The 22,246-nt window shown below is 45.9% G+C and carries 21 protein-coding genes and 1 riboswitch; of the genes, 10 read left to right on the top strand and 11 right to left on the bottom strand.

Annotation, left to right across the window (positions count from 1 at the left end):
• The first annotated feature begins 4 nt into the window (after window positions 1-4).
• The 4 genes from FCU94_RS17820 (at window position 5) to FCU94_RS17805 (ending at window position 4,612) form a co-directional block, all read left to right on the top strand.
• A complete protein-coding gene (locus FCU94_RS17820; protein WP_176289811.1) occupies window positions 5-667 on the top strand; it encodes a response regulator transcription factor in 663 nt (220 codons plus the stop codon).
• Window positions 636-1,871: a histidine kinase dimerization/phospho-acceptor domain-containing protein gene (locus tag FCU94_RS17815; RefSeq protein WP_369597271.1), complete on the top strand. Its 1,236-nt coding sequence runs from the start codon at window positions 636-638 to the stop codon at window positions 1,869-1,871. Before FCU94_RS17820 ends, FCU94_RS17815 begins: the two co-directional genes overlap by 32 nt.
• An 83-nt stretch (window positions 1,872-1,954) precedes the next feature.
• The gene (locus FCU94_RS17810) at window positions 1,955-2,995 is read left to right on the top strand and encodes a DUF2860 family protein (protein ID WP_176289810.1); all 1,041 of its coding nucleotides are present in this window, start codon (window positions 1,955-1,957) and stop codon (window positions 2,993-2,995) included.
• 444 nt (window positions 2,996-3,439) lie between these two features.
• On the top strand, window positions 3,440-4,612 hold the full coding sequence (locus FCU94_RS17805; protein WP_176289809.1) for a MerR family transcriptional regulator: 1,173 nt from the start codon (window positions 3,440-3,442) through the stop codon (window positions 4,610-4,612).
• Window positions 4,613-4,683: 71 nt separating this feature from the next.
• Here FCU94_RS17805 and FCU94_RS17800 read toward each other — a convergent pair whose 3' ends face one another.
• Window positions 4,684-5,760 (bottom strand): helix-turn-helix transcriptional regulator, encoded by a 1,077-nt coding sequence (locus FCU94_RS17800; RefSeq protein ID WP_176289808.1) that lies wholly within the window; start codon window positions 5,758-5,760, stop codon window positions 4,684-4,686.
• A gap of 271 nt (window positions 5,761-6,031) precedes the next feature.
• On the opposite strand from FCU94_RS17800, the gene FCU94_RS17795 reads away from it, so the two are divergent.
• The 3 genes from FCU94_RS17795 to FCU94_RS17785 all read left to right on the top strand — a co-directional run bounded on the left by FCU94_RS17795 (window position 6,032) and on the right by FCU94_RS17785 (window position 10,056).
• A complete protein-coding gene (locus FCU94_RS17795; RefSeq protein ID WP_176289807.1) occupies window positions 6,032-7,483 on the top strand; it encodes a hypothetical protein in 1,452 nt (483 codons plus the stop codon).
• A gap of 231 nt (window positions 7,484-7,714) precedes the next feature.
• Window positions 7,715-8,200, top strand: a complete 486-nt coding sequence (locus FCU94_RS17790) for a DUF3015 family protein (RefSeq protein ID WP_176289806.1) — start codon at window positions 7,715-7,717, stop codon at window positions 8,198-8,200.
• A 119-nt stretch (window positions 8,201-8,319) separates the two neighbouring features.
• Window positions 8,320-10,056, top strand: a complete 1,737-nt coding sequence (locus tag FCU94_RS17785; RefSeq protein ID WP_176289805.1) for an Lnb N-terminal periplasmic domain-containing protein — start codon at window positions 8,320-8,322, stop codon at window positions 10,054-10,056.
• A 156-nt stretch (window positions 10,057-10,212) separates the two neighbouring features.
• Here FCU94_RS17785 and FCU94_RS17780 read toward each other — a convergent pair whose 3' ends face one another.
• The 3 genes from FCU94_RS17780 to FCU94_RS17770 form a co-directional block, all read right to left on the bottom strand.
• A complete protein-coding gene (locus FCU94_RS17780; protein WP_176289804.1) occupies window positions 10,213-11,007 on the bottom strand; it encodes a DODA-type extradiol aromatic ring-opening family dioxygenase in 795 nt (264 codons plus the stop codon).
• The gene (locus FCU94_RS17775) at window positions 11,004-11,957 is read right to left on the bottom strand and encodes a glutathione S-transferase family protein (RefSeq protein ID WP_176289803.1); all 954 of its coding nucleotides are present in this window, start codon (window positions 11,955-11,957) and stop codon (window positions 11,004-11,006) included. Before FCU94_RS17775 ends, FCU94_RS17780 begins: the two co-directional genes overlap by 4 nt.
• A gap of 90 nt (window positions 11,958-12,047) precedes the next feature.
• On the bottom strand, window positions 12,048-12,509 hold the full coding sequence (locus FCU94_RS17770) for a DoxX family protein (RefSeq protein ID WP_176289802.1): 462 nt from the start codon (window positions 12,507-12,509) through the stop codon (window positions 12,048-12,050).
• 143 nt (window positions 12,510-12,652) lie between these two features.
• Between FCU94_RS17770 and FCU94_RS17765 the strand changes: the two genes are divergently transcribed.
• Window positions 12,653-13,564, top strand: coding sequence for a LysR family transcriptional regulator (locus tag FCU94_RS17765; RefSeq protein ID WP_176289801.1), 912 nt, complete (start codon window positions 12,653-12,655; stop codon window positions 13,562-13,564).
• Window positions 13,565-13,654: 90 nt separating this feature from the next.
• Here the strand turns inward: FCU94_RS17765 and FCU94_RS17760 are convergent, their stop codons facing one another.
• The 5 genes from FCU94_RS17760 to FCU94_RS17740 all read right to left on the bottom strand — a co-directional run bounded on the left by FCU94_RS17760 (window position 13,655) and on the right by FCU94_RS17740 (window position 17,461).
• Window positions 13,655-13,906: a TIGR03643 family protein gene (locus tag FCU94_RS17760; RefSeq protein WP_176290083.1), complete on the bottom strand. Its 252-nt coding sequence runs from the start codon at window positions 13,904-13,906 to the stop codon at window positions 13,655-13,657.
• 79 nt (window positions 13,907-13,985) lie between these two features.
• Window positions 13,986-14,720 (bottom strand): beta-ketoacyl-ACP reductase, encoded by a 735-nt coding sequence (locus FCU94_RS17755; RefSeq protein ID WP_176290082.1) that lies wholly within the window; start codon window positions 14,718-14,720, stop codon window positions 13,986-13,988.
• Window positions 14,721-14,934: 214 nt separating this feature from the next.
• Window positions 14,935-15,420, bottom strand: a complete 486-nt coding sequence (locus FCU94_RS17750) for a VOC family protein (protein WP_176289800.1) — start codon at window positions 15,418-15,420, stop codon at window positions 14,935-14,937.
• 141 nt (window positions 15,421-15,561) lie between these two features.
• Window positions 15,562-17,313 carry an ATP-binding protein gene (locus FCU94_RS17745; RefSeq protein WP_176289799.1) on the bottom strand — a complete coding sequence of 584 codons (1,752 nt, stop codon included), beginning with the start codon at window positions 17,311-17,313 and terminating at the stop codon, window positions 15,562-15,564.
• Complete coding sequence (locus FCU94_RS17740) at window positions 17,306-17,461, bottom strand: hypothetical protein (RefSeq protein WP_176289798.1); 156 nt, start codon at window positions 17,459-17,461, stop codon at window positions 17,306-17,308. Before FCU94_RS17740 ends, FCU94_RS17745 begins: the two co-directional genes overlap by 8 nt.
• Before the next feature lie 152 nt (window positions 17,462-17,613).
• A riboswitch (FMN riboswitch) is annotated at window positions 17,614-17,766 on the top strand.
• 102 nt (window positions 17,767-17,868) lie between these two features.
• Here FCU94_RS17740 and ribB point away from each other — a divergent pair.
• Window positions 17,869-18,525 carry a 3,4-dihydroxy-2-butanone-4-phosphate synthase gene (ribB, locus tag FCU94_RS17735; protein ID WP_176289797.1) on the top strand — a complete coding sequence of 219 codons (657 nt, stop codon included), beginning with the start codon at window positions 17,869-17,871 and terminating at the stop codon, window positions 18,523-18,525.
• Between the two features lie 65 nt (window positions 18,526-18,590).
• Here the strand turns inward: ribB and FCU94_RS17730 are convergent, their stop codons facing one another.
• Window positions 18,591-19,787 carry a sugar efflux transporter gene (locus FCU94_RS17730; RefSeq protein WP_176289796.1) on the bottom strand — a complete coding sequence of 399 codons (1,197 nt, stop codon included), beginning with the start codon at window positions 19,785-19,787 and terminating at the stop codon, window positions 18,591-18,593.
• Between the two features lie 181 nt (window positions 19,788-19,968).
• On the opposite strand from FCU94_RS17730, the gene FCU94_RS17725 reads away from it, so the two are divergent.
• Window positions 19,969-20,868: an AraC family transcriptional regulator gene (locus tag FCU94_RS17725; RefSeq protein WP_176289795.1), complete on the top strand. Its 900-nt coding sequence runs from the start codon at window positions 19,969-19,971 to the stop codon at window positions 20,866-20,868.
• Window positions 20,869-20,925: 57 nt separating this feature from the next.
• Here the strand turns inward: FCU94_RS17725 and FCU94_RS17720 are convergent, their stop codons facing one another.
• A complete protein-coding gene (locus FCU94_RS17720; protein WP_217906491.1) occupies window positions 20,926-22,098 on the bottom strand; it encodes a p-hydroxyphenylacetate 3-hydroxylase oxygenase component in 1,173 nt (390 codons plus the stop codon).
• Window positions 22,099-22,246: the final 148 nt, after the last annotated feature.

The raw sequence follows: 22,246 nt of genomic DNA, 5'->3' as shown, positions 1-22,246 counted from the left end.
TTTTATGAGAATACTGGTCGCGGAAGACAACCACGCAACCGCAGCGAACTTAGGTGATTATTTAGAGCTCTTCGGTCACAATATTGACTACGCGTATAATGGGCAGGCCGCCATCCAATTGTTAGATGAATCGCGATTTGATCTAATAATATTGGATATTATGATGCCAATAATGAACGGTTTAGCGGCGTGCAGTGCTATTCGTATGGGACGTCACGCTGATATACCGATTATCTTTTTGACCGCGAGGGATACGCTGGAGGATAAACTAGCAGGCTTTAAAGCAGGTGCGGATGACTACTTGGTGAAGCCATTTGAGTTACAAGAGCTGCATGCTAGAGTTGAAGCATTAGAGGCAAGAAATCAACGCCGCTTAAGCCCGAAGCTACGATATGGCGCTTTGGTATATGATGTCGGTACCGATACTGTCACGGTTAACGATGAAAAAATTGCTCTAGACCCCACTCAAAAACGTATTGTTTGCTTACTCATAAAAAAAGCCCCCAAACTCGTCGCTAATCAAGACATTGCCTATGAAATCTGGAAAGGCGATGAACCCGAAGAAACGAGTGCATTGCGCACTCAAATATACCGCCTGAGAAAGGCATTGCCAGAAGGGATGCTGGTTACAGAACGTGGCAAAGGATATCGACTTAATGATATTTAATGTGAAGAGCTCATTGAGACAATGGTATTTTGGTCACTTTAAACATCAAGTATTTACCGTGATGTCGGCTTTGATGTTGCTGGTGGTCATTGCGATCGGAGTGATTGCGTGGGCAGCCACCGAAGTTGCCGCCGACAGCTTTATTAACCAACGTGTAAAGTTGCTACAACAGCAATGGATACAAACATCGTTAGTGGCCGGAGAGTGGGCTAGCCCGGACGATAATTACATTGCCGTGTACCATTTTGAAGACGATAAGAAACCGAGTTTTCTTGAAGGAATCACAACTTTAGGGATTGAAGAGTTTGCGCTCAACGACGCTCATACGGTGACTTTTATGTCACCGCTCCAACCCGAGTGGCTTCACTTTGTCTATTTCCCGGGACTGGATCCCCAAATGGTCGATTATGGCGATGGAGTGGTGGCTTATGTAGGGTACATGATGGCCCTTGTGTTTGTTTTAGGACTGGTTGCTGCTCACTTACTCTCAGGTTATTTTAGCGGTCCAATTGATATTTTGGTCCATCAAATTCAACACCCGTCTAATAACTTTAATGATAATGCTATTTCATCGCGTAAAGATGAGATTGGGGCACTTTATCGGACTTATCACCAATCCTACTCTAGGATTCAATCCTTTTTGAAGCGAGAGCAACAGTTTACTCGCTTTGCCAGTCATGAATTACGTACGCCGGTCAATGTGATTCTAGGGGCGACCGATCTGCTAGATATCGCTGAAGTTAATGATAAAAAACGGCAAATTATTAGTCGTATTCAAGTCGCAAACAAAGAAATGGAAAACTTAATCAATACCTTTTTGTTACTAGGTCGAGAAAAAAAGGGGATTCAGCCTAAAAAGTCACTATCGGCAGTCATTAACGAAGCGATTGATCAACATCTTTTTTTACTATCTGATCGAAGTATCCAACTAGAGCAAGTTTTGCGGTCTGATGTTGAAGTAGAAAGTTACTTTGCAAAGGTCATTGTCGCGAACCTGATCCGTAATGCTATGAGTTACACCGATAGCTATATATCCATCCAGTTAAAAGGACGTCGACTCGTGATTGGAAATGATGTTAAGGAGCATGATGGGGAAGGCTTTGGTCATGGAGATGAAATCATTTCAGCAGTCTGTAAAAGTGCCAACTGGCATTATCATTTGTCGCTGACATCTCACAAAGCGAAGGCTGTGATTTATTTTTAAATAGGTTAACGGGTGAGTTGTGACTTTATTGTGACACAAGTCTAAGTAGAGTTTGGCTATCTAAAGCACATAAGGATAGTAAAATGATTCACTCAAACTTGTTAATTCACACATTTTTATATAAGTCTTCGTTAAGCTTTCAACAGACAAACAAGGTTACCATATCATTGTTGCTAAAAGGCTACCTTAAGCTGTTGACTATTGGGTTCGTGTTGGCTAGTTCTGTGGTGTATGCAGAGGAACAAAAGGTTGCTGGCTTTCAAGGTAGTGTCAGTCTTTTTACGGGGGTAGCTGGTACTTACTCGGTGATGGATACCGAGTCTCAAGCTCAAATTACTGACTATTCGGGCTCTCAAGAACGACATAATGAAGTGGTTGTTATTCCTTTTTGGGATCTTAACTATCGTTTTGATGATTCAAATGAAGTGTATTTCAAAACCGATATTGTTGGAATGGCGAGCGACTATTACATGCAAGCTGGATATCGTCATTATTTGACTGACGGTTCAAATATAGCGATTGGTGTGGTGCCGGGATTGTTGGAGAAAGAGGTGTGGAATAACCCTTATCAATTGCAATCAGATAGAACGACAACAAACGCGGCTGTGCAAGGGCTTGTTTTGAATTATGAGCGAGTTTTGGGTTCAAACTGGTCCCTTGAATTTGCTCGCGGAAAATACTCGCTAGACCAAGAAGAAAGCCTAGCAGCGCTCGATAGAAACTCTAACCTTAGCTATATCGAACTAAATTACATGACTGATTTAAATGAGTCGTGGGGAATCGAGTGGTTGATTAATTACCTAGATGTTGATGCTTCAGGCTCGGCATTAAAGAGCCAGCGTATTAGTACGGAAGCTGAGCTTCAATTAAGAAACGGGCGACACATTACAATGTTCGCGAGCAGCGTTGGACTTCAAAAATTTGATGACACAAATCCTCTTTTTAAACGAACTCGAGAAGATACGAAGCTCGGAGTGTCAGCGACATATATATATGCAATGCCATTTGACTGGAAGAATACACTTTTCATTGCGAGAGGTGGTTGGGATATCACTGACACTAACATTGATTTTTATGACCATGATGAATATTTGATTACTTTGGGAATGCAATATCGATTCTGAAAAGCCAACTATAAGAAACGCAGACTATCAGTGTTAGATATCATCAGCGACATCTTGAAGGCGGTGAGCCGAAAGAGCTTCTACCCAGACCTTTTCGACCGCATTTCCTATTATCGTAATGGAAGAGTAAACTTGGCCAATAAATTCGACGTTTTTTAGTACACTACATGCTACCTTCGGAAAACGGGCAACTCAGAAAAATCCAAAAGCCATCTTGAACAAGACAGAATCACTGAGTGACTTCTCGTAACCTCTGTTCGAAAAACTTACGAGTAGACTCATTGTCCCCCCTCTCGATTGCCCGTTTATAGAACATGCTCGCTTGCGCTTTCTGTCCTAACTGTCTGCGGATTTACGCTCGTGGCGCGCCAAATTCGCCTTGACCTGTCTATAGCTTTACACTTTATGCTATCTCCAACAGAGCAATAAAAGGGCTTGTTCAGTATGTACTTAATCTCAGAGTTAGCCGCTAAGGTTGGGCTGTCTCGCACCGCCTTACTCTATTACGAAAAACTAGGCTTGATTGAGGGAAGACGGTTGAGCAATGGCTATCGCCAATACAGCGAACGAGATATGCAGCGCTTATTGTTAATTCAACAACTACAAAGCGCCGGTTTAACCTTGAAAGAGTGCCAAGCCTGTCTGGACGCGAAGTTAGACAACAAAGTACTCGCGCAGCGCTTGGTGATGCTGAATCAAGAAATAGAGCAGAAGACACAAGCTCGAGACCTATTGCTCGGTTTACTGGGTGAGCGCTCACAAAGAGACATGCACAGTGTGATGAGTGAGAGCGCCCCTGAAGAACATCTTAATTGGCTTAGCCAGCAAGGCTTTGACGAAAAAGAAGCATTAAGAATTAAATGGTTATCTAAAGACATGAACGAACACGACAAATACATGCAAGACTTTATGACGGTATTCGAGACGTTAGAGCGTTGGGGGCCGGGCAATGAAGCGGGAACACTAAACGCCATTTCCCATCTTCCCGCCAATGTTCAAACCCTGTTAGAAATTGGCTGTGGTAAAGGCACCTCGACCACACTCCTTGCTGAGCAGACACAAGCGCAGATCACAGCGGTCGACAACGAGCCCTCAGCCATTGAACAACTGGCGCAAAAACTGACCAGCTGCGATTTCGACCACAGAGTGAAGCTAGTCAACGCCTCGATGACCTCACTGCCCTTTGCGCCGAGTAGTTTTGATGCACTATGGGCCGAAGGCTGTGTTTACATCATGGGGATGGAAAAAGCACTCAAACAGTGGAAACCTTTGCTAAAGGAGAATGGTGTTCTTATTGTCAGTGACCTAGTGTGGTTAACGGACACGCCTGATCCTGAAGTCGAGCAGTTCTGGCTGTCTGATTACCCTGATATTCAAACTATCGCTACTCGTGAGGCACAGTTTGCAAAAGCTGGTTATGAGCTCGTCGCTCAATTCTCTTTAGAAGTGGATGCGTGGCAAAACTACTGGCACCCACTCGCCGAGCGAGTTAACGAGTTGGAGCCAGTCATGCAAAGCTCACAAGCGATCATTGATATTAAACGAGAGATTGCTATTTATGAGCAAGCCGCAGCCAAAGACTTCACCTATCAGTATTTTGTATTAAAGAGAAAGTAGAGCCTAAAAAAGGAAGAGTTGCCATTCCTCTTCCTTTTCACATCACATTAAACACCTATAATTAGTGGTTTTTATCTAAATTTAACCGTTTTTTTGCTTGTCACTCCAGCACCATTAGGGATCACATTAACTAAACTCGCCAAAGATACTTTGTCGTTGCAGCCCGTTTTTTGGAATATTTGTTTAACGTGAAATTTTACCGTATTTACAGAGATGTTTTCATCTAAGGCAATACGCTTAACAGGATGCCCCATCGCAACCTTTTGACATACTATGGCTTCTTTTTCCGTTAAACCGAATAGAATCATTAGTTTGTCAATAGGCGCCGGGGAGATAATTTTCGGCGATATTGCATAGATCATGACGCCGTTGAGATATTGCTGCCCACAACTCAGACAAGTTTCCAAAGGCTGGACACCAATGGTCAGCTTATTGTTTAAATCAATATTGTCATGCTCAACCAATGTGTAGTCTTGATACGTATCCAAGCGTTTACTGGCTTGTATCAGATTACTGTATAGCATTTGATTTTTTTCACGGTGATCTAAAGTAAGACAATTATTGATAATTTTGATTTCGTTCTTATCACATATCAGGCTTTGCATCGCTTGATTCATGGCGCATAGTTGCCCACGTTCTGTCAAAATAGCGACGGGAATGCGAAATGTTTCTAGCAGGCTAGTAAATCGAGACGACAATAAATGATCGGCCTGGTGGGAAAACGTATGCAGTGCTGCACGTTTGAGTTGAGGGATCATGGCGTTCATTTGATTCAAATCCGTTTGAGTAAAGTCCCCAACAGAGCTGTTCCTGTTACACATCATCAAAGTTAGCCAATCGCCATCTTCATTCAAGCACAGCGTTGCGCTGTCTACTAAGCCCTGAGGCTTTGACCACGTTTTGTAAAATTCACTATTGATGTAGTAGCGATACTCGTCTTCTGAAAGCTGTGATACCGCATAAAAACAGTCAACAGGTGGATAGCTCAAAATCTGCATCATTATTTGGTCGTTTTGAATGACTTTAAGGTATTCACGGGCCAGATCGTCAGGGAGCTTTTCGCCTTCGTCAATATGATAACGGATCGTTAACGTTTTGCGGTTAACCACCATGATATGGCAAACGTGCAAATCGAATTGCTTGACCATGTCTAGAGCAACGTTTTGCCAACCTAGTTCACTGTTTGCAATAGCTGTAACCAAAGAGTCACGGGGCTCTACCATCTGTTTATATACCTCATAAAAAGACCGCTGTTAGGGTTAATAGTGTATCTCGCAATTACCGATAGTGTCTCACCTACTGACACTAGAGATCTAGAACTTGTTAATGATCAAAGTCTACTACCCATCAGGGTAGTTATCGGAAGTCTTTATCTCTCTTATGATTCCCGCGTTCATAACGAATTGTGGAGATAACAAAATGCGACAAGCCAAAATCGCCTTTATGGCCTGCTTAATCGGGGCCATGCTTTCAGGTTGTAACGGGGGATCAGGGTCTGGATCTAGTACAGACTCAAGTTCACCTGATGTAGATGTTAAAGACAATGGGTTAGAGGTTCTAGCCGAGGCGAGAGCCGCCGACAGTGTAAAAAGACAGTTTGTCGTACCTGCGACTGATACAACCACTGCCATCCGAACCGCTTATTTAACTGACGGAACCAATTTCAGTGTATTAGGCGATCCAGCAACATCGACAAACCCTCGAGCATTCTCAGTCTACAATGACAGCTGGTTTTGGATTGCCGATAATATTAACAGCATGGCGGCACAGCTAGTAAGTTACAATACAGCAACTAATACTTTATCAACGAGTTACCCTATGACTCATGGCCTTTTAGGGGACTTGCAAGCCTATGAATCTGGCAAGCAAAATAGCTTTGTGGTTGACAACAACATGATCTATATAGCCACAGAGCCAACAGCGAACCCAGGTAATGATGTTGGTGTCTCGATACTGGATACTACAAGCGGCGATGTTTACAGTTGGCCCTATTTTTCTCCAAAAATTATTGCTCAGACTGACAGCCATGTTTACGTAGAATCTAATTTGGTGAGTAGTAATGAAGGACGAGAGCTTTCTGCCATTCCTAAGACTAACGATGTAAACTCAGTCGGCGCCTCCGAAAGAATCATTATTGCGCCTGGCCCAACATCCGTATCGATTCAAGACTACGTATCTCTCGGCAGCAAGTTCTACTTCGTCGCCAGTAATGGCACAACAACAAATTTATATGTAAGTGAAGGTTCAGTGGCGACTACAAAAGAACTCGTCTCCGATTTGCCTGGCAATGTGCACGATCTTATTATCTTCAACTCAGAGGTCTACTTGTTTGTTCAAGAATCTGTCTATCAGTTTAAAGATGGTCAGCTCACTACAGAATCAACCATGTCTTTCTATGATCCAAACGTACGATCAAGCACTAATGTCAAAGCTGTTAAAGTAAGGGGTAATATTCTTTACGTTTCACACAGTTATCGCCCAGTGACAGGTGATGACAAAACCTATTTATCAAGATCAATAGCGGGAGGTAGCTTTGTTACGCAAGAACTCAATGGTCGCGTAGAAAATCTAGAAATTGTCAACGGGGAGGCGATTGTGTCAATGATCTCTGACTCAGATAGTTTCTTGATCAAAGCTGATGGTAAAGAAACGATTGTTCTACAAGACCCTGCACCAAATACTGGATATGATTTTTTCTCGGACAGCCTAGTAGAGTACGATGTTGTATCTGAAAACAAACTGCTTTTTGTAGCCGTAGATGGAACCAACGGAAATAGCTTAGAATACTGGACAACCGACGGGACGCGAGAAGGCACCATTAAGGTACCTTCAGCACAAGCACAATCTCTGGCTGCTTTATATAATCCCTAATGTTTATACACACACCCAACTCTAAGTATGCAGGTTGACAAGTGATACGAACGAGAGGCTCTACCTCTCGTTCGTTTATTTATAGTGGTCAACTAAAATTGCAATCTATGATCAACCGCTCGCCACACATAAGTTTCTTTTTACTTTTTCTCGTTTGCATCTAAAGTTTAAATCATGCAGTAGATGACTTAGTTGCTCTACTCCCAATAAGTTTGAACAAGGAGCTTTATTTTGAAAAACAGAATCTTGGCTTTGCTCTTGATCACTTTTGCCTATCTACCCCAAGCTAACGCTTCGCTCGACAGCATTTATAAAGGTTGTGGTTTAGGCCATTGGATTGCTAACGGCTATGCGAATGGCTGGCTTGCGGTCACCACCAACGTAACTTGGGACTTAGGGACTACCGCCTCCATCTCACACTATTCAACCCCAGCGTCTTGCTCGGGGCCCTTTTATGCAGCCGCGCAGTTTATTGACAGAACCTACCCAGAGCTGGAGCAAGAGACAGTGCAAGGCGAAGGGGAGCATATGCTTGCAATGTTGAATATCCTTGAGTGTGGACAACAGGAGCAACAGGTCGTGCGTCAGGGCATCCGCAGTGATTTTGCCAAAGTGCTGGCAAATGATAGCTATGCTGAAATGCCTCATCATGAGAAGGCTGACAGTTACTACCGCATCGTGGCAAAACATGCTTCACAACAGTGCACAACCTCTTAACCCAAATTAACAAACCGAAGATACGCCATGGTGTATCTTCGTGTTTAGCTCTACTCGTTTTTGTCGCGCTACTCTACTCTTGGCCCGCATCAGCCTCTGCTTCACTTAGTGAAGAGCAGATGTCTCAGTGGTCCAAACTGCTCCACTTTAAAAATGGCCGCAGTACCATCTCCAGCCCAGATTTCTTTCTTGCCGAAAACGGAAATTTTGATGCAGCAGAAGAGCTCACGGCCACGCTCAGCGCTTTGACTTCACCATCATCAACAACGCATTGCCGTTACCCTGCCCGTTACATCTGGATCAAAGACATCTTCGGCTCCGATCTCGCGTTGTCACTGCAAGATTGCGATGACTATCAACAATGGATTCAGCACAGCAAAACTGAGTCGGTCAGTCTTGTTTATGTCACCGGATATCTTGGCAACCCTGCCTCTTTTTTCGGTCACCTGATGATGAAATTTAACCGTCAGGGCGACAACAAAACCGATATCGAGCTGCTCGATACGGGTATTAATTTCGGAGCAAATGCAGACCCGAACGACAACCCAGTTAAGTATGTTCTGTATGGGATTTTTGGTGGCTACAGTGCCACTTACACCACCGCCACTTACTATCTCCATACCGGTAATTATGCAGAGAACGAACAGCGGGAGTTATGGGAGTATGAACTTAACCTAACCAAGCAAGAAGTGGCGCTAATACAAGCGCATCTGTTTGAGCTGCAGGATGTAAATTTCAACTATTACTTCCTAAGCGATAACTGCTCAACCGCGTTTAAAGACATTTTGAATATTGTTCTGGCTCAGCCCCTCGATACTGGCCTTCAGCCGTGGGATATGCCGATTGATATATTCCACGCCCTTCCGGACGTAGAGCATCATGGGCAACCTTTGGTCAAAAAAGTCAATCAACGTCAATCCAAGTACAGCCGTATTCAAAATAAGTACCTTGCGCTTAGCGATGCAGAAAAACAGCAGGCACTTTCTATCGCCAACGATCTTTCTGCATTAAAGTCATTGATGCAGTCCAGTGATTTCTCTGACTATGAAAAAGCCAAGGTACTTGACGTGTTAACCGAGTACACAGAGCTACTATTAGTCACAGACGACGAGCCTGATAATCACTATCAAGAACAAAAGCGTCAACTGCTGCTCGCAAGACTGCAGTTGGATAGCTTTAGTGTCGACTGGCCAAAGAGTCACGCTCAACCACCTCATTTAGCGCAGCTACCGATTAACCTTGGGGTCGGGACAGGTTATAGCGACGACTACGGCGGCTATGTCAGTTTAAAAGGCTATGGCGCTTACTATGATTTTTTGTCTATTGATGTCGCACGACTCAAAGACTCTGCGCTTACGGTTATGGATACGGAGCTCCACATCACTGATGACAAGTTGCGCCTTAAAAAGCTAGATGTCTTAAACGTTGCTTCACTCAACACCAATGATGTGGAGTTGTTTGAAAATGATCGCCTCGCATGGCAATTGGCGCTCTCGGTTGAGCATAGTGAATGCCGCAGTGACGAATGTTATCGGCCCTATTTCAAAGGCTATTTAGGCTTGGCTTCCCGCCGTTCTACTCGCCTTTCCGCCTATACAATGATCGGCGGACAGGTCGATTTCGCCTACCTCGACGACTCGGCTTTTCAGTTCCCACTAGGCGTATTGTATCGCTGGCCAGAACGGTGGAAAACCCACCTAAGAATAGTGCCCTCACTAGGTATAAACGGCAGTGGCTGGGACTATACCCTAGTTGGGGATACGCGCTTTCACATCAGCAATAAAGATGATATTCGCCTCCACATCGAGAAAAGCCACGACAAGTTGGTGGGGGTTTATTACAACCGGTACTTTTAAGCGCCACAATCAGCCCTTGTTTGACCTGTCCCCAGTGAATAAACGGATGACGCAACCGGGTAGATACAGGCTTTAATCAGCCTGCTCGGCGCGAATATATGTCGCTTAGTTGGGTGTTTGGTCCCCTCTTTCCTTCTATTTGGTGGCATTCTCAACTTATTGAGACCAAACATAACTTTCCATTGAGATGGAATGATGCAAGATTGGGCTTTCCAACACTCCAAAGCGATCCGCGTCATCTATTGCGGCCAAAGCAACAATCAACGGCAAGTAATGCTCTGATGTAGGGTGTGATTTTGCATAGTGAGCCGACTTTATATGAGGCTGCTTAGCGTCAGTGACATTTCCTTCAAAAGCAATGCGTCGGACCCATCTTTCAAAATTGTGAGCATAATCAGCAACTCGTTCGTGGCTCATTCGAAGGTCATGCAGATTATGCGTCACGCTACCTGAGCAGATAACCGCAATACCTTGCTTACGCAATTGTTTTAACGTTATTCCTAGCTTTTCCAACTCATCGACTGACAGGTTAACGTTTAACGACAACTGCACTATGGGCTTGTCTGCCTGTGGACGCAAATGACGCAGCGGTACCCAAACACCGTGATCCCAGCCTCGTTCGTTATCCACTGTCGTTTCAAAACCGTCGGTGTTCAATAGGTCTATGATTTTCTTCGCAGCAATGCGTGAACCCAACGCAGGATACTTCAACTGATATAACTCAGATGGAAAGCCACCGAAGTCGTAAATGGTTTCTGGATGCTCATTGGTGAGAACGACATTACCATAGGTAAGCCAATGGGGTGATATCACCAAAATAGCTTCCACATCATCAAATTGAGCAATTTGGTTGGTTAAGTTATCGGTCGCCTGTCGTTGAATGTCGATGTCTGCGCCTAGCGCAAACATCGGAGAGCCGTGACCAACGAACATCAGAGGTGCGAGTCTCATACTCCCTCCGGTAAATATTTGAACCAATCCCTGTGTGGGCCTTGAGGAACAATACGTGATGGATTGAGCGCGGTTATAGAGTAGTAGCCCGCTTTAATATGATCGACACGGGTGTTTTTCGCAAAGGCCTCAATTTGCAACAAGCGGTCTAAATACGCCGACAAGGCTGGGTAATCGGAGATCGCCTTGATATTGGTTTTAAACAAACCATGATAAGCCACATCAAAGCGAACCAAGGTAACGAATAACCGAATATCGCTTTCTGTTAACTGGTTACCAACGGCAAAATCGTTGTTTGCAAAGTGTGCTTCTAGTTCTTCCAACCGAGCGAAAATATCCACTATCGCTTCATCGTATGCTTTCTGGCTGGACGCAAATCCCGCCCGGTAAACGCCATTGTTTAGGCTGTCGTAAATACTGGCGTTAAACTCATCAATTTGTGACATCATTTCAACGGGATACAAATTGATGTCTGAATGATGAACTGGCCGTAAGTCTTCATTCAAAATATGAAGAATGTCAGCAGATTCATTGTTGATAATTTTGTTGTCACCACTATCCCAAAGTATAGGCACTGTTGCTCGGCCCGTGTATTGGTCATCGGTCATCGTGTAGAGGTGATGAGCGTATTCAACGCTGTCTATCCCACTCTCTGTTGATCCAGGCGTTGAATCCGATTTACCACCAAATTGCCAGCCAAAATCCGTTAATACTGGCTCTACTATTTTAACGTCAATGACGTCTTCTAGGTTAAGTAGTGAGCGTGCAATTAATGTGCGAGTCGCCCACGGACAAATGTAAGCCACATAAAGTCGCAAACCTTTGTTTACTGCAGCTTGTGCATCGTCAATGCGATGTGTAAATGCACTACTTTGACGGATGAAGCGGCCTTCACTATCTTTGTTTTGAATCGGGTCCCACTTACGTTCCCACTGGCCATTTACCAACATAATCTTACCTTTTTATGATGAGACACCCTGTAGGCGAACGCCGTGGGGCTCTTTTGTTTGTCCAAGTTGTTTCGAGTCTGATCGCTACTTTTAAGCGGATTTGGTTGCGCCAAGTAACCCGCTTAAGCGGTTATCAATCGCAAACTTTCCACCACCTTGTATAGCTAGCGCTAAAGTCGCCGCGAACAACGCCAAAGCAAATTCGTAACCGTTATTGCTGATAAACAAGCCGTGACTGATGTGCACGCTGAAGATAGCCACCAACATGGCAAATGCATTGACCAGTGCAGCAGGACGAGTAAGAAGGCCAAATACCAAGGCCAACCCTCCGAAGAACTCTGCACTACCCGCCATCAATGCCATTAGGTAGCCAGGGGCGAGTCCAATGCTTGCCATCCATTGACCAGTACCTTCCAGTCCGTAGCCACCCAACCAGCCAAACAATTTTTGCGCGCCATGTGCTGTCAAAACGATGCCTACTGGAACTCTCAGTACTAGTGCCGCAAAGCCAGCATTGGATTGAATGACTTTGTTAAACATGTCTTTATTCATGGTTTTTCCTCTACGTTGATTCTTTCAATTGTGTCTTAACTTGGGGATAAGATTACTTTCTAATAATTAGATGATAAATGCAGATTTTATTTAATAATTACCAATATAATATTGGCAATGCGGCTATTTAATGGAGTGGGGTAATGGACAGAATTGACACGATGAAGGCATTTCTCATGGTGGCTAAAGAAGGCAGTTTTACCAAAGCAGCTGAAAGACTGGACACATCGAACCAGTTGGTGAGTAAGTACGTTTCTCATTTTGAAGCTCGACTGGGGGTACGTTTGTTTAACCGCACAACGAGAAAAGTACATCTCACGGAAGCAGGTGAACAGTGTGTGCAACACGTTCAGCACATATTAGAAAGCATTCAAGATATGGAAGGGAGTTTGGGGCAATTAAAGAACGAGGCGCAAGGTCTACTGCGTATCAGTGCCCCCGTCTCCTTTGCGACCAAACACCTCGCCACACTTATTCGGGAGTTTAAACAGCTCAATCCGGCTGTCGGTATCGATCTGCAGCTCAATGATAGGAAAATCGATGTGGTTGAAGAGGGCTTTGATCTGGCACTGAGAATCGGACAATTAAAAAGCTCATCTTTAATCGCAAAACGTATCGCTCCGATTAGGTTAGTTATGTGCGCATCTCCCGATTATCTTGATCAGCATGGTACGCCTGAACATCCGGATCAACTAATTCCAGAACACCTATTAAGCTACAGTTACATGGATTACACTCATTCCGAGTCGCCACTTATGAATGCACTAAAGCGCTCGTCGAAAGAGCAAAGTGTCGGTATCTGCTGCAATAATGGCGATATTCTCGTTGAGTCTGCAATTGCGGGAGAAGGTTATGTTTATCAGCCCACTTTTATCGTGTCTGACGCGGTGAAAAAGGGCAAGCTTCGCGTTATTCTTAAAGAGTTTGAGCCAGAGCCATTGGCACTATATGCGGTATACCCGCACCGTAAGTTAATTGCCAACAAGTTAAGCGCTTTTATCGAGTTTCTGAGCAATTATTACGGTGACGTCCCTTATTGGGATGAGGCTGTATAATATGACGTTTTCCAGGCCTCATTGATGCCCAAATTAAAAACTAGACATAACATCCAGCCAATATAACGACATTGGCATGGGGTTGACGTGTTAACGCGGTTTGTACTGGGTTGGACAGTAGCCGCGTGTAACATTTGGGCTGCGAAGCGCGCAGTGTTTGGTGGCTCGGCCCGATACGCGCTTACGCCACAACTTGAAGCTACTCGGCTTAAGGCTCTGACGCATCAAGCGAATTACCTGTTGCTCACTCAGGCCAAACTGAGTCTCTATCGCTTCAAACGGGGTTCGGTCTTCCCATGCCATCTCGATGATTCGAGACTGCTCGTCACTGGCTAACACCATTTCGTATCCAACTAAATAAACACCAAGCTTAATACGCAAAAAAAACACCCTTGGTTTAGCCAAGCTAGTTAACTATACGTTAAAGCACTAATCCACCATCAACCTTAAGCACCTGACCCGTAATAAAGCTCGCTTTATCACTGGCGAGAAACTCAACTCCGTTGGCGATATCTTCTGTGGTCCCCATTCGCCCAAGTGGCGTTTTTTGTTTCATCATATCAAGCACTTTCTCGGGTAGATTCTCTGTCATCGGGGTGGCCACAAATCCCGGCGCGACGCAGTTCGCTCGCACTTGCGCCCCTTTGCGCGCAAATTCCTTGGCCCAGCTTTTGGTCATCGCGATCACACCGCCTTTGGTTGCGGCGTAGTTAGTTTGGCCAATATTACCGTCTGTCCCCACCACCGATGACATAGTGACAATCGAGCCGTAATTGTTTTCCATCATCAAAGGGGCCACCGCTTGAGTGAGGTTGAACACGCCTTTTAAGTTCACATCGATGACCAAGTCCCACTCTTGCTCGGTCATTTTATCGATCAAGGCATCACGAGTGATCCCCGCATTGTTCACCAGCACATCAACACGTTGGTAAGCCTGCTTAATTTGTGCAATTAACTCTGTCACAGCGACCCGATCACAAATATCTAAGGTCACACCGGTGACATTGTCGAGGTGACTGTATGCCTCACTCAAACCCTGATGGTTAAGATCAATCGCGTAAACCATAGTCGCACCTTGGTCGGCAAATCGTTCGGTGATCGCTCGGCCAATTCCTTGTGCAGCCCCTGTCACTACACACACTTTATCTGCAAACATCGATTCTTCCTTTGCTTTCTGTGGGGTTAGATAACCGTCATGTTCATTGGCCGAGACTCGACAAACCGCGTCAGACCAACGGATCTGACTATAGAACAAGATCGCGTCTTTACTAGGCGATACGACCACATTTCATCAACCTGTCACGGGATATCGACATCAAAAAAGGGCGTTGGCCAAGCCAACACCCTCTTCTATGGTCAGTGCAGTTCAATCACTCGTAGTCAGACGCGTAAGTTTCTTCATAAGTGTGAGAGTACAGCTCGAACAAGTTACCAAACGGGTCCTCGAGGTAGACCATTTTCGCTGGTTTATTGTCATCTTCTGGGTGATAGCGCATCACATCCATACGTACTTTGCCGCCATATTGCTCAGTCTTCGCCATGACACTTTCAAAGTCATCGGTTTGTAGACAGAAGTGGAAGATACCTAGACGTTTGAAGTCGACCACATGACGTTCATCGCGCTGTTTCATTTCAAACAATTCCACACCGATACCATCAGTGGTGACCAAATGAGCAATATTAAAGCCTTTAAAGCCTTCACCAAATACCGCGATACACATTCTTCCAATGGCCGATTCTCGCTCTTCAACCACTTTGGTATTTGCCATCACGACTTTCAAACCCAGTACTTGAGTGTAGAATTCAACCGCTTGGTCCATGTCGCCGACCATAATACCCACATGATTCATTTTCATAATACAGCCCCTAAATTAGACGTATTGGGGAGATGTCCCCGTTTCGATAAGGAGAGTATATGGAGCCGTTTGAATTATAGAAAATTATCATTAATTATAAGAATAATAAAACTAGGTTATCATCAAGGCGTGCGTGTAGCGTTAGCTCGTTGCAAAGTAGTGCTCAATAGCTCGCTCTAGTTCTTCCAGTTGAATCGGTTTGTTAAGCACTCGATCGGCACCATTGGCGACAAATTTATCGTGAGTTTCGGAAGTGGTATCGGCGGTAAACGCAAAAATGCCGCCTTGATAACCCTTATCATTGCGTAAGATGTGCGTCGCCTCTAACCCACCCATTACAGGCATCTGGTTATCCATAAAGACCAAGTCGAAAGCTTGCTGGTCAATCCGCTCTAACGCAACTTGACCGTTTTCGGCTAATGTTACTTCGTACCCCAATCGCTCACATAAGCGTTTGCCGACCACTTGATTGACTCGATTATCTTCCACAAGTAATACTTTGAGTGCGCGGGGAGCATTTGCAGCGCTGGTGCCATTTTGAGCCAGCTCGGCTGGAGTCACACATCCCTGTGGCAGAGTCATCACTGCGGTAAATCGACTCCCTTGACCCAACTTGCTGTCCACTGTGACCTCCCCTTGCATCGCGACACACAGGTGCTTGACGATCGACAGCCCGAGTCCCGTTCCTCCATACCCTTCTCCAACCTTGTCTTCAACTTGCTCAAAGGAGTGAAAAATCGTGTCTAGTTTCTCTGTTGGGATGCCAATCCCGCTATCTTCAACCACGATAGTTAAACGTTCAGTGTCGGGTTGATAGTGGAGTTCGACGCGAATCTCTCCCTGAGAAGTGAACTTGACTGCATTACCGACCAAGTTGTAGATGATTTGGCGAATCCGCGCTTTGTCTCCCACCACCACTAGGTCGTCTGGAATGTCCTCGGCACCGATTGTTAGCGCGACTCCTTTCTCAGACACCAGCGATGTGAAAACACTGACCACTGGAGAGAGTAATGGTTTTAAAGCGAAAGGCGCTTGCTGCAGCACTAACTTATGCTGCTCTAACTTGGAGAGATCAAGAATTTCGTTTAGCACTGACATCAGGTGATGACTTGAATCAAGCAAGATATCTAAGCTTTCTTTGTGTTTAGGATCTTTGATTTCAGAGGCCAAAATTTGCGCCATACCAATTACACCGTTCATCGGTGTTCGGATTTCGTGACTCATGGTTGCCAAAAACATCGATTTTGCTTTGTTGGCCTCTTCAGCTGCTTTAACTGCGTCTTCGAGTAGCACTTGGGTCCGTTTCAACTTGTTCATGTTGGAGAGTAAATAGAGCGCCACGACTGAGAACAAACATAGCGCAGAAGCGATCAACCAGCTGACTAGCGCGTGATTACTCGAAAACTGTTGCTTTACCAACCCTTCATGTAAATGTTCAATGGCTTCATCGAGGTCATCAGCGAGCAATTGGTTCCTATACTCCCTCAACTGAGCCGATGAACCATGCAGCGACTTCTCGTGTAAATACGCCGCTAACACCACTAAGTATTGGCTGGCGATGTCGGTATACTCGGCAACGATGTGGTTGAGCATACCTTGAGGCCAGACTGCATCTGGAAAGTCAGCTTCCACTTTCAACGATGCGTCAACTAACTCGTCTAACTCTCGAGTCATGGCGTCGATTTGGCTATTCAGTCGCGCAATCGATGGAGTGTCTTGGGGTTCAACCAATTGAACGTAACTACGCATGTGAATCATGCTCTGGGCATGAGAGTAAAATGAATGTTCGATATTCCCCAACGCGACATATTGAGCTTTGTAGGCGAGAAATAGCGTCGCAGACAAGGCAAACGCCAGCGCTAACGGCAGTTCGATGACAGAGCGTTTATTCATTGAGCGCTTTACCCAGTTCGGTTAATTCAAAATGAAATTCATCAAGTTTCGGTATCAAGGCGTGATGTTCGAACAAGGAAAAATAGTAAAAAGCGCAAACCACCCACAAGACGATTGCGACCCAGAGATATCGTGAAAACTTTGTCATTCCTTGGTTCTCCAACAGAGCGATCATTTCAAAGCCTTATCGATGAGCATAAGAATCGGCCTTAGAAACTAAAGTTTAGACGACATTTTGCGAATATATTGATTTCCAAGTCAAAACCGATACAATTTGTTCGCTATATTAGCAAACGTTTAATTTATTCTCAGGGCGGGGCGAAATTCCCCACCGGCGGTATTCCCCACCATAAGATAAGGGGTGAGCCCGCGAGCGCTCAAATGTCTTTGAGGTCAGCAGATCTGGTGAAAAGCCAGAGCCGACGGTTATAGTCCGGATGAGAGAGAATGAAAATTCACCACCTCGCCTGCGAGTCGTGGTGCCTTTCGTTTTGGCTGGGGATCAACCTCAGTGCTCTTGTATGCCCTGATTCTGGTGATAATTAGGAGTAAACCATGAATCAGTCATCTCTACTTGCCGAATTCGGCGACCCTATTACTCGCGTTGAACAGGCGCTGACTGCGCTCAAGCAGGGCCGCGGAGTCTTGTTACTCGACGACGAAGATCGCGAAAATGAAGGCGATATCATCTATTCTGTTGAATCACTCACCACTGAGCAAATGGCGTTAATGATCCGCGAGTGTAGCGGTATTGTGTGTCTCTGTTTGCCAGAAGAGCAAGCCGATCGCCTCGAGCTAGCGCCAATGGTGCAAAACAATAATAGCGCCAACCAAACGGCGTTTACCGTATCGATTGAAGCTAAGATTGGCGTCACTACTGGCGTATCGGCTCAAGACCGTGTCACCACCATCAAAACCGCGGCCAGCCCAACCGCTCAACCAAGCGACCTAGCCCGCCCTGGACATGTATTTCCGCTGCGGGCGCGTAAAGGCGGCGTGTTAACCCGACGTGGTCATACCGAAGGCACCATTGACCTTATGCAAATGGCGGGGTTGCAGCCTGCAGGGGTTCTGTGTGAAGTGACCAATCCGGATGGGAGCATGGCCAAAACACCTGAGATCATCGCGTTCGGCAAACTTCACAATATGCCTGTGCTGACCATTGAAGATATGGTGCTGTATCGCCAACAACACGATCTAAAACTGGCGTAAACGAATACCGCCAAGCACAGCCACTGCGCTTGGCGGTAGAATTTTTCAACATACTTGCCAAACGGCTACGCCACCGCTTTACCCAACCCACCCTCAACCCGAGTTTTCGCCGCAAACAGAGTCAACAGCACCATCGCCAATGACGACCCTGCCAACGAGACATACAGTGTGCTGTAGTAATCAAACAATTGAGCAACCACGCCCACGGATAAGCTCGACATCAACATACTGATACTCAACATACTGGTAAACAAGGTCGAGGCGGTGCCGAGCCGGTCACGCATCATATCTTGTAGCACCACCATGCCCAATGTGGCGCAAACACCAATAAAGAAACCATTGAGCAATTGCGCTGTGAGCATGGCGATAAAAGACGTGCTGCTGAGCATAATAATATAGAACAGCGCACCGCTCGCCACGGCTAACGTCATCAACTTAATGGTGCCCATTCGCTGCGCGAGCTTGCCCGCCCATAGCATCACCGGAATTTCACACAAAGCAGCGGCACCAAACAGAAATCCCAGCCAGTTCGGGTCGACTCGAAGCTCTTGCGATAAATAGAGAGGCATACTGGTAATGTAGAGGTTATTGGCTGAGAACGCGGCCACCAAAGCAAGACAGTAAAGGGCGATCAGGCCAGGTTGACTCACTGACTTAATCCCGTCATTAACCGTGGATGGTTGAGCCTCTTTCTCTACTCGGCCATCGGGCAGAAAAAGCACAATTACGACAATACCCAACAAAATAATCGCGGCAGAAACCAAAAATGACGCATTAAAACCAAAGCTGGCTTTGAGCATAAATGCCAACGGCGGTCCAAACACCCAAGCAATCGCAATGCCCGCACGCATGGTCGATAGGAAACTGGTGCTGTTCGCCACATGCTTGTCGGCGTATTCACGCCCCAAAGCAAACAGTTGACCAAACGACGCGCCGCTCACGCTGCCAAACACAGTGGCAATCACCACCACCGTCCAATAGTCACGGATCAGCGTAAAGCTAGAAACTGTGATCAGGTAACAGACCAAAGCCACGAGCAAAATGGTTTTACGTGACCAGTTAGCATCTGACTTCGCCGCTAAAAGTTGCGACACTGCCACAGAACTCACCACAGATAAAAACATATAAAGGCTGAGCTTAATCGGCTCAGCACCCAGTTCTTCGACAATAAACAAGCTCGACAATGGGTAGAAAAATGCACTGCATAGCCCCGCCACAAACGCAGTAAACACAAATAAAATGGCCGTTTTGTCTTTGTACATGATTCCCCCTACTCGTGATTCATGAACCAATAATTGATGCCGCTAGTCTAACCAAACTGGCCAAACCATAATGGTGTTATTCGAGCCAAGTCTGATACTAATCATTCAAAATTAGAGAAATCTTTGACAGAAAAGAAACAGCAACACTATTCTATGCCGGTCGAGATCATTGAGGTCAACCATGAAACCTTTCATCGAAAACGTGCTCAACACGCCCCACTATGACTGGTTGGTGCGCGAATATTATTGTCGGCATCCCAAGCAGACCTTCACTTGTCCGTGGCACTATCACGCCGAGTATGAACTGGTACTGTATCTCGATGACGATGAGGTATTTAACGGTCACTATTTAGCGGGAGATGCGATTGGCCCGGTCAGCAAGAATACCGTGCTATTGTATGGTCCGGGATTGCCACATTTAATCAAAGGCACAGTGAACGCCAGCGAAGAGAGAGTACACCACTCTATCGTGGTGTGGTTTAAGCAACATTGGGTAGATAAGTTGCAAGCGGCAATCCCCGAAGCGCGCCACTTGAAGCGGTTATTGGAACAAGCCGCGTATGGAGTGAAATTTTCGCGCTCAACCGCTGACCATGTCGCTCAGCTCCTCAGTCAGATTGAACAACTAGATAGACACCACCAAGCTATTCGGCTCATGGAAGCGCTGATCCACCTTAGTGATGATCTTGAATACAGTAAGATTTCATCCACCCCTTATCGTTTGAATCAACTTTCGGATGATAAAGATGCCCACCGCCGCGTCGAACAAGCTTCTCGCTATATTGAAAGCCATTATCATCAATCCATTAAGATTGCCGACCTGTGTCAGGCGCTGCATTTAAGCGAGAGCTCGGCGTATCGCCTATTCGAGAAGCATTACGGCGTCAGTTTTTCAGACCACCTAAAGCAATATCGTATCGGCAAAGCCTGCGAACTCTTGGTCAACACTCAAATTCCAGTCTCCTTGGTGGCAGAGAAATCGGGATTTCAGAACCTCTCCAACTTTAACCGTCAGTTCAAAACCGTCAAGCAGATGACCCCGTCCCAGTTTCGCCGTCAATTTGAGTTGGCCAGCCATTAAAAAAGCCAACTCAGTAGACCGTCTGAGTTGGCAAAGCACAGAATGGAAAAGGGGGAGTTACACCATCGTTGGGTCTGGCTCTAAGCCCATTAGTTGACGGCCCAAAATTTGCGCGCACACATCGTAATCGGTGTAAGCATGAGCGCCTGTCATGTGCGAGTCTCGGAACAAGCGTTGCCCTTCGTTATCGCTAAACCACGCCATCCCGCCCATGGCGTCGAACAGTCGGTCGACCGCGGCAATACACATTTTTACCGCGTAGGCTTGATTAGTACGCCAATAAGCCAAGGTGTCGGCGTCAGGGTACTGTTTGCGCTCGCCATGCTCTTTGTGGTCATGCCATGTTTTCTCTAGTAACGCACGCGCCGCCGCAACTTGATGGGTCGACTCGGCTAAGCGCATCAAAGCGGGAGTCGCCACGCCTACATTCGCCCCTGTATAGGCGCGCACGCGGTTTTTCTGCTTCTCTTTAAACACCACCAACATGCGCTCAGCAATGCCCAAACTGATCGCCGCAAAACCACAAGCAAAGTACGGACGGTAAGGGGTGTAGAAAATATCGCTGTCAGGGTAAAGATCGAACCCCGCCGAATAGCCTTCCATCATACCTTTAGCCGTTTCAATGCGATGCTCGGGAATAAATACGTTGTCCAACACTAAAGTCTTAGTGCCACTCGACTTCATCCCCGCGGCATACCAATCATCGACGATCGAGTACTCGTGTCTTGGCACCACACCAAAGCAGTACACTTTGTTGCCATCTTCATCGAAACGGTTGAAACCAAGAATCGCCCAGTCGGCATGGTCACAACCGCTGCTCCAGCGCATATGACCATTGATGGTCACCCCACCCTCGGCCTCTTCGATTTGGCCAAAGGGCGCAATACTGGAACTGGCGGTCGCTTCTGGATTACTGCCCCAAAACTCGTCTTGAGCCTGTTTTGAGAACATCGCCATTTGGTGGCTGTGAGTGGCAAGCAAACTAGCCCCCCACGCAGTGCCGCCACACGCACCAGCGAGTGCAGCAACACAATCGGTAAATTCAGGCAAAGAAATTTCTAACCCACCGTACGCTTTCGGTTGAAAGGCGCGAAAAAAACCGATTTCACGCAGTAACCGAATATTTTCTTCTGGCGGCGTACGATCTTGTTCAGCTTGTTGCGCATTTTGGGCAATGGTCGGCAAAATTGTGTGGAGTTTTTCTAACAGAGGATTGTGCTGTTTCATCATCGATTCCTTTTGACGTTGCCCCTGTGGTTGTTTTGATTGGGGCGATGAGCACATTATTGACACACTAGATGTAATGTTAAATGGATGTTACCGCCATTCACTTGTACTTTTCGTAGAAATAGATAACACGTTAACTATTTTTTGATAG

The sequence above is a fragment of the Vibrio sp. JPW-9-11-11 genome (assembly GCF_013369335.1).
Taxonomy (GTDB): Bacteria; Pseudomonadota; Gammaproteobacteria; order Enterobacterales; family Vibrionaceae; genus Vibrio.
This window is presented reverse-complemented; position numbering and strand designations above follow the sequence as displayed.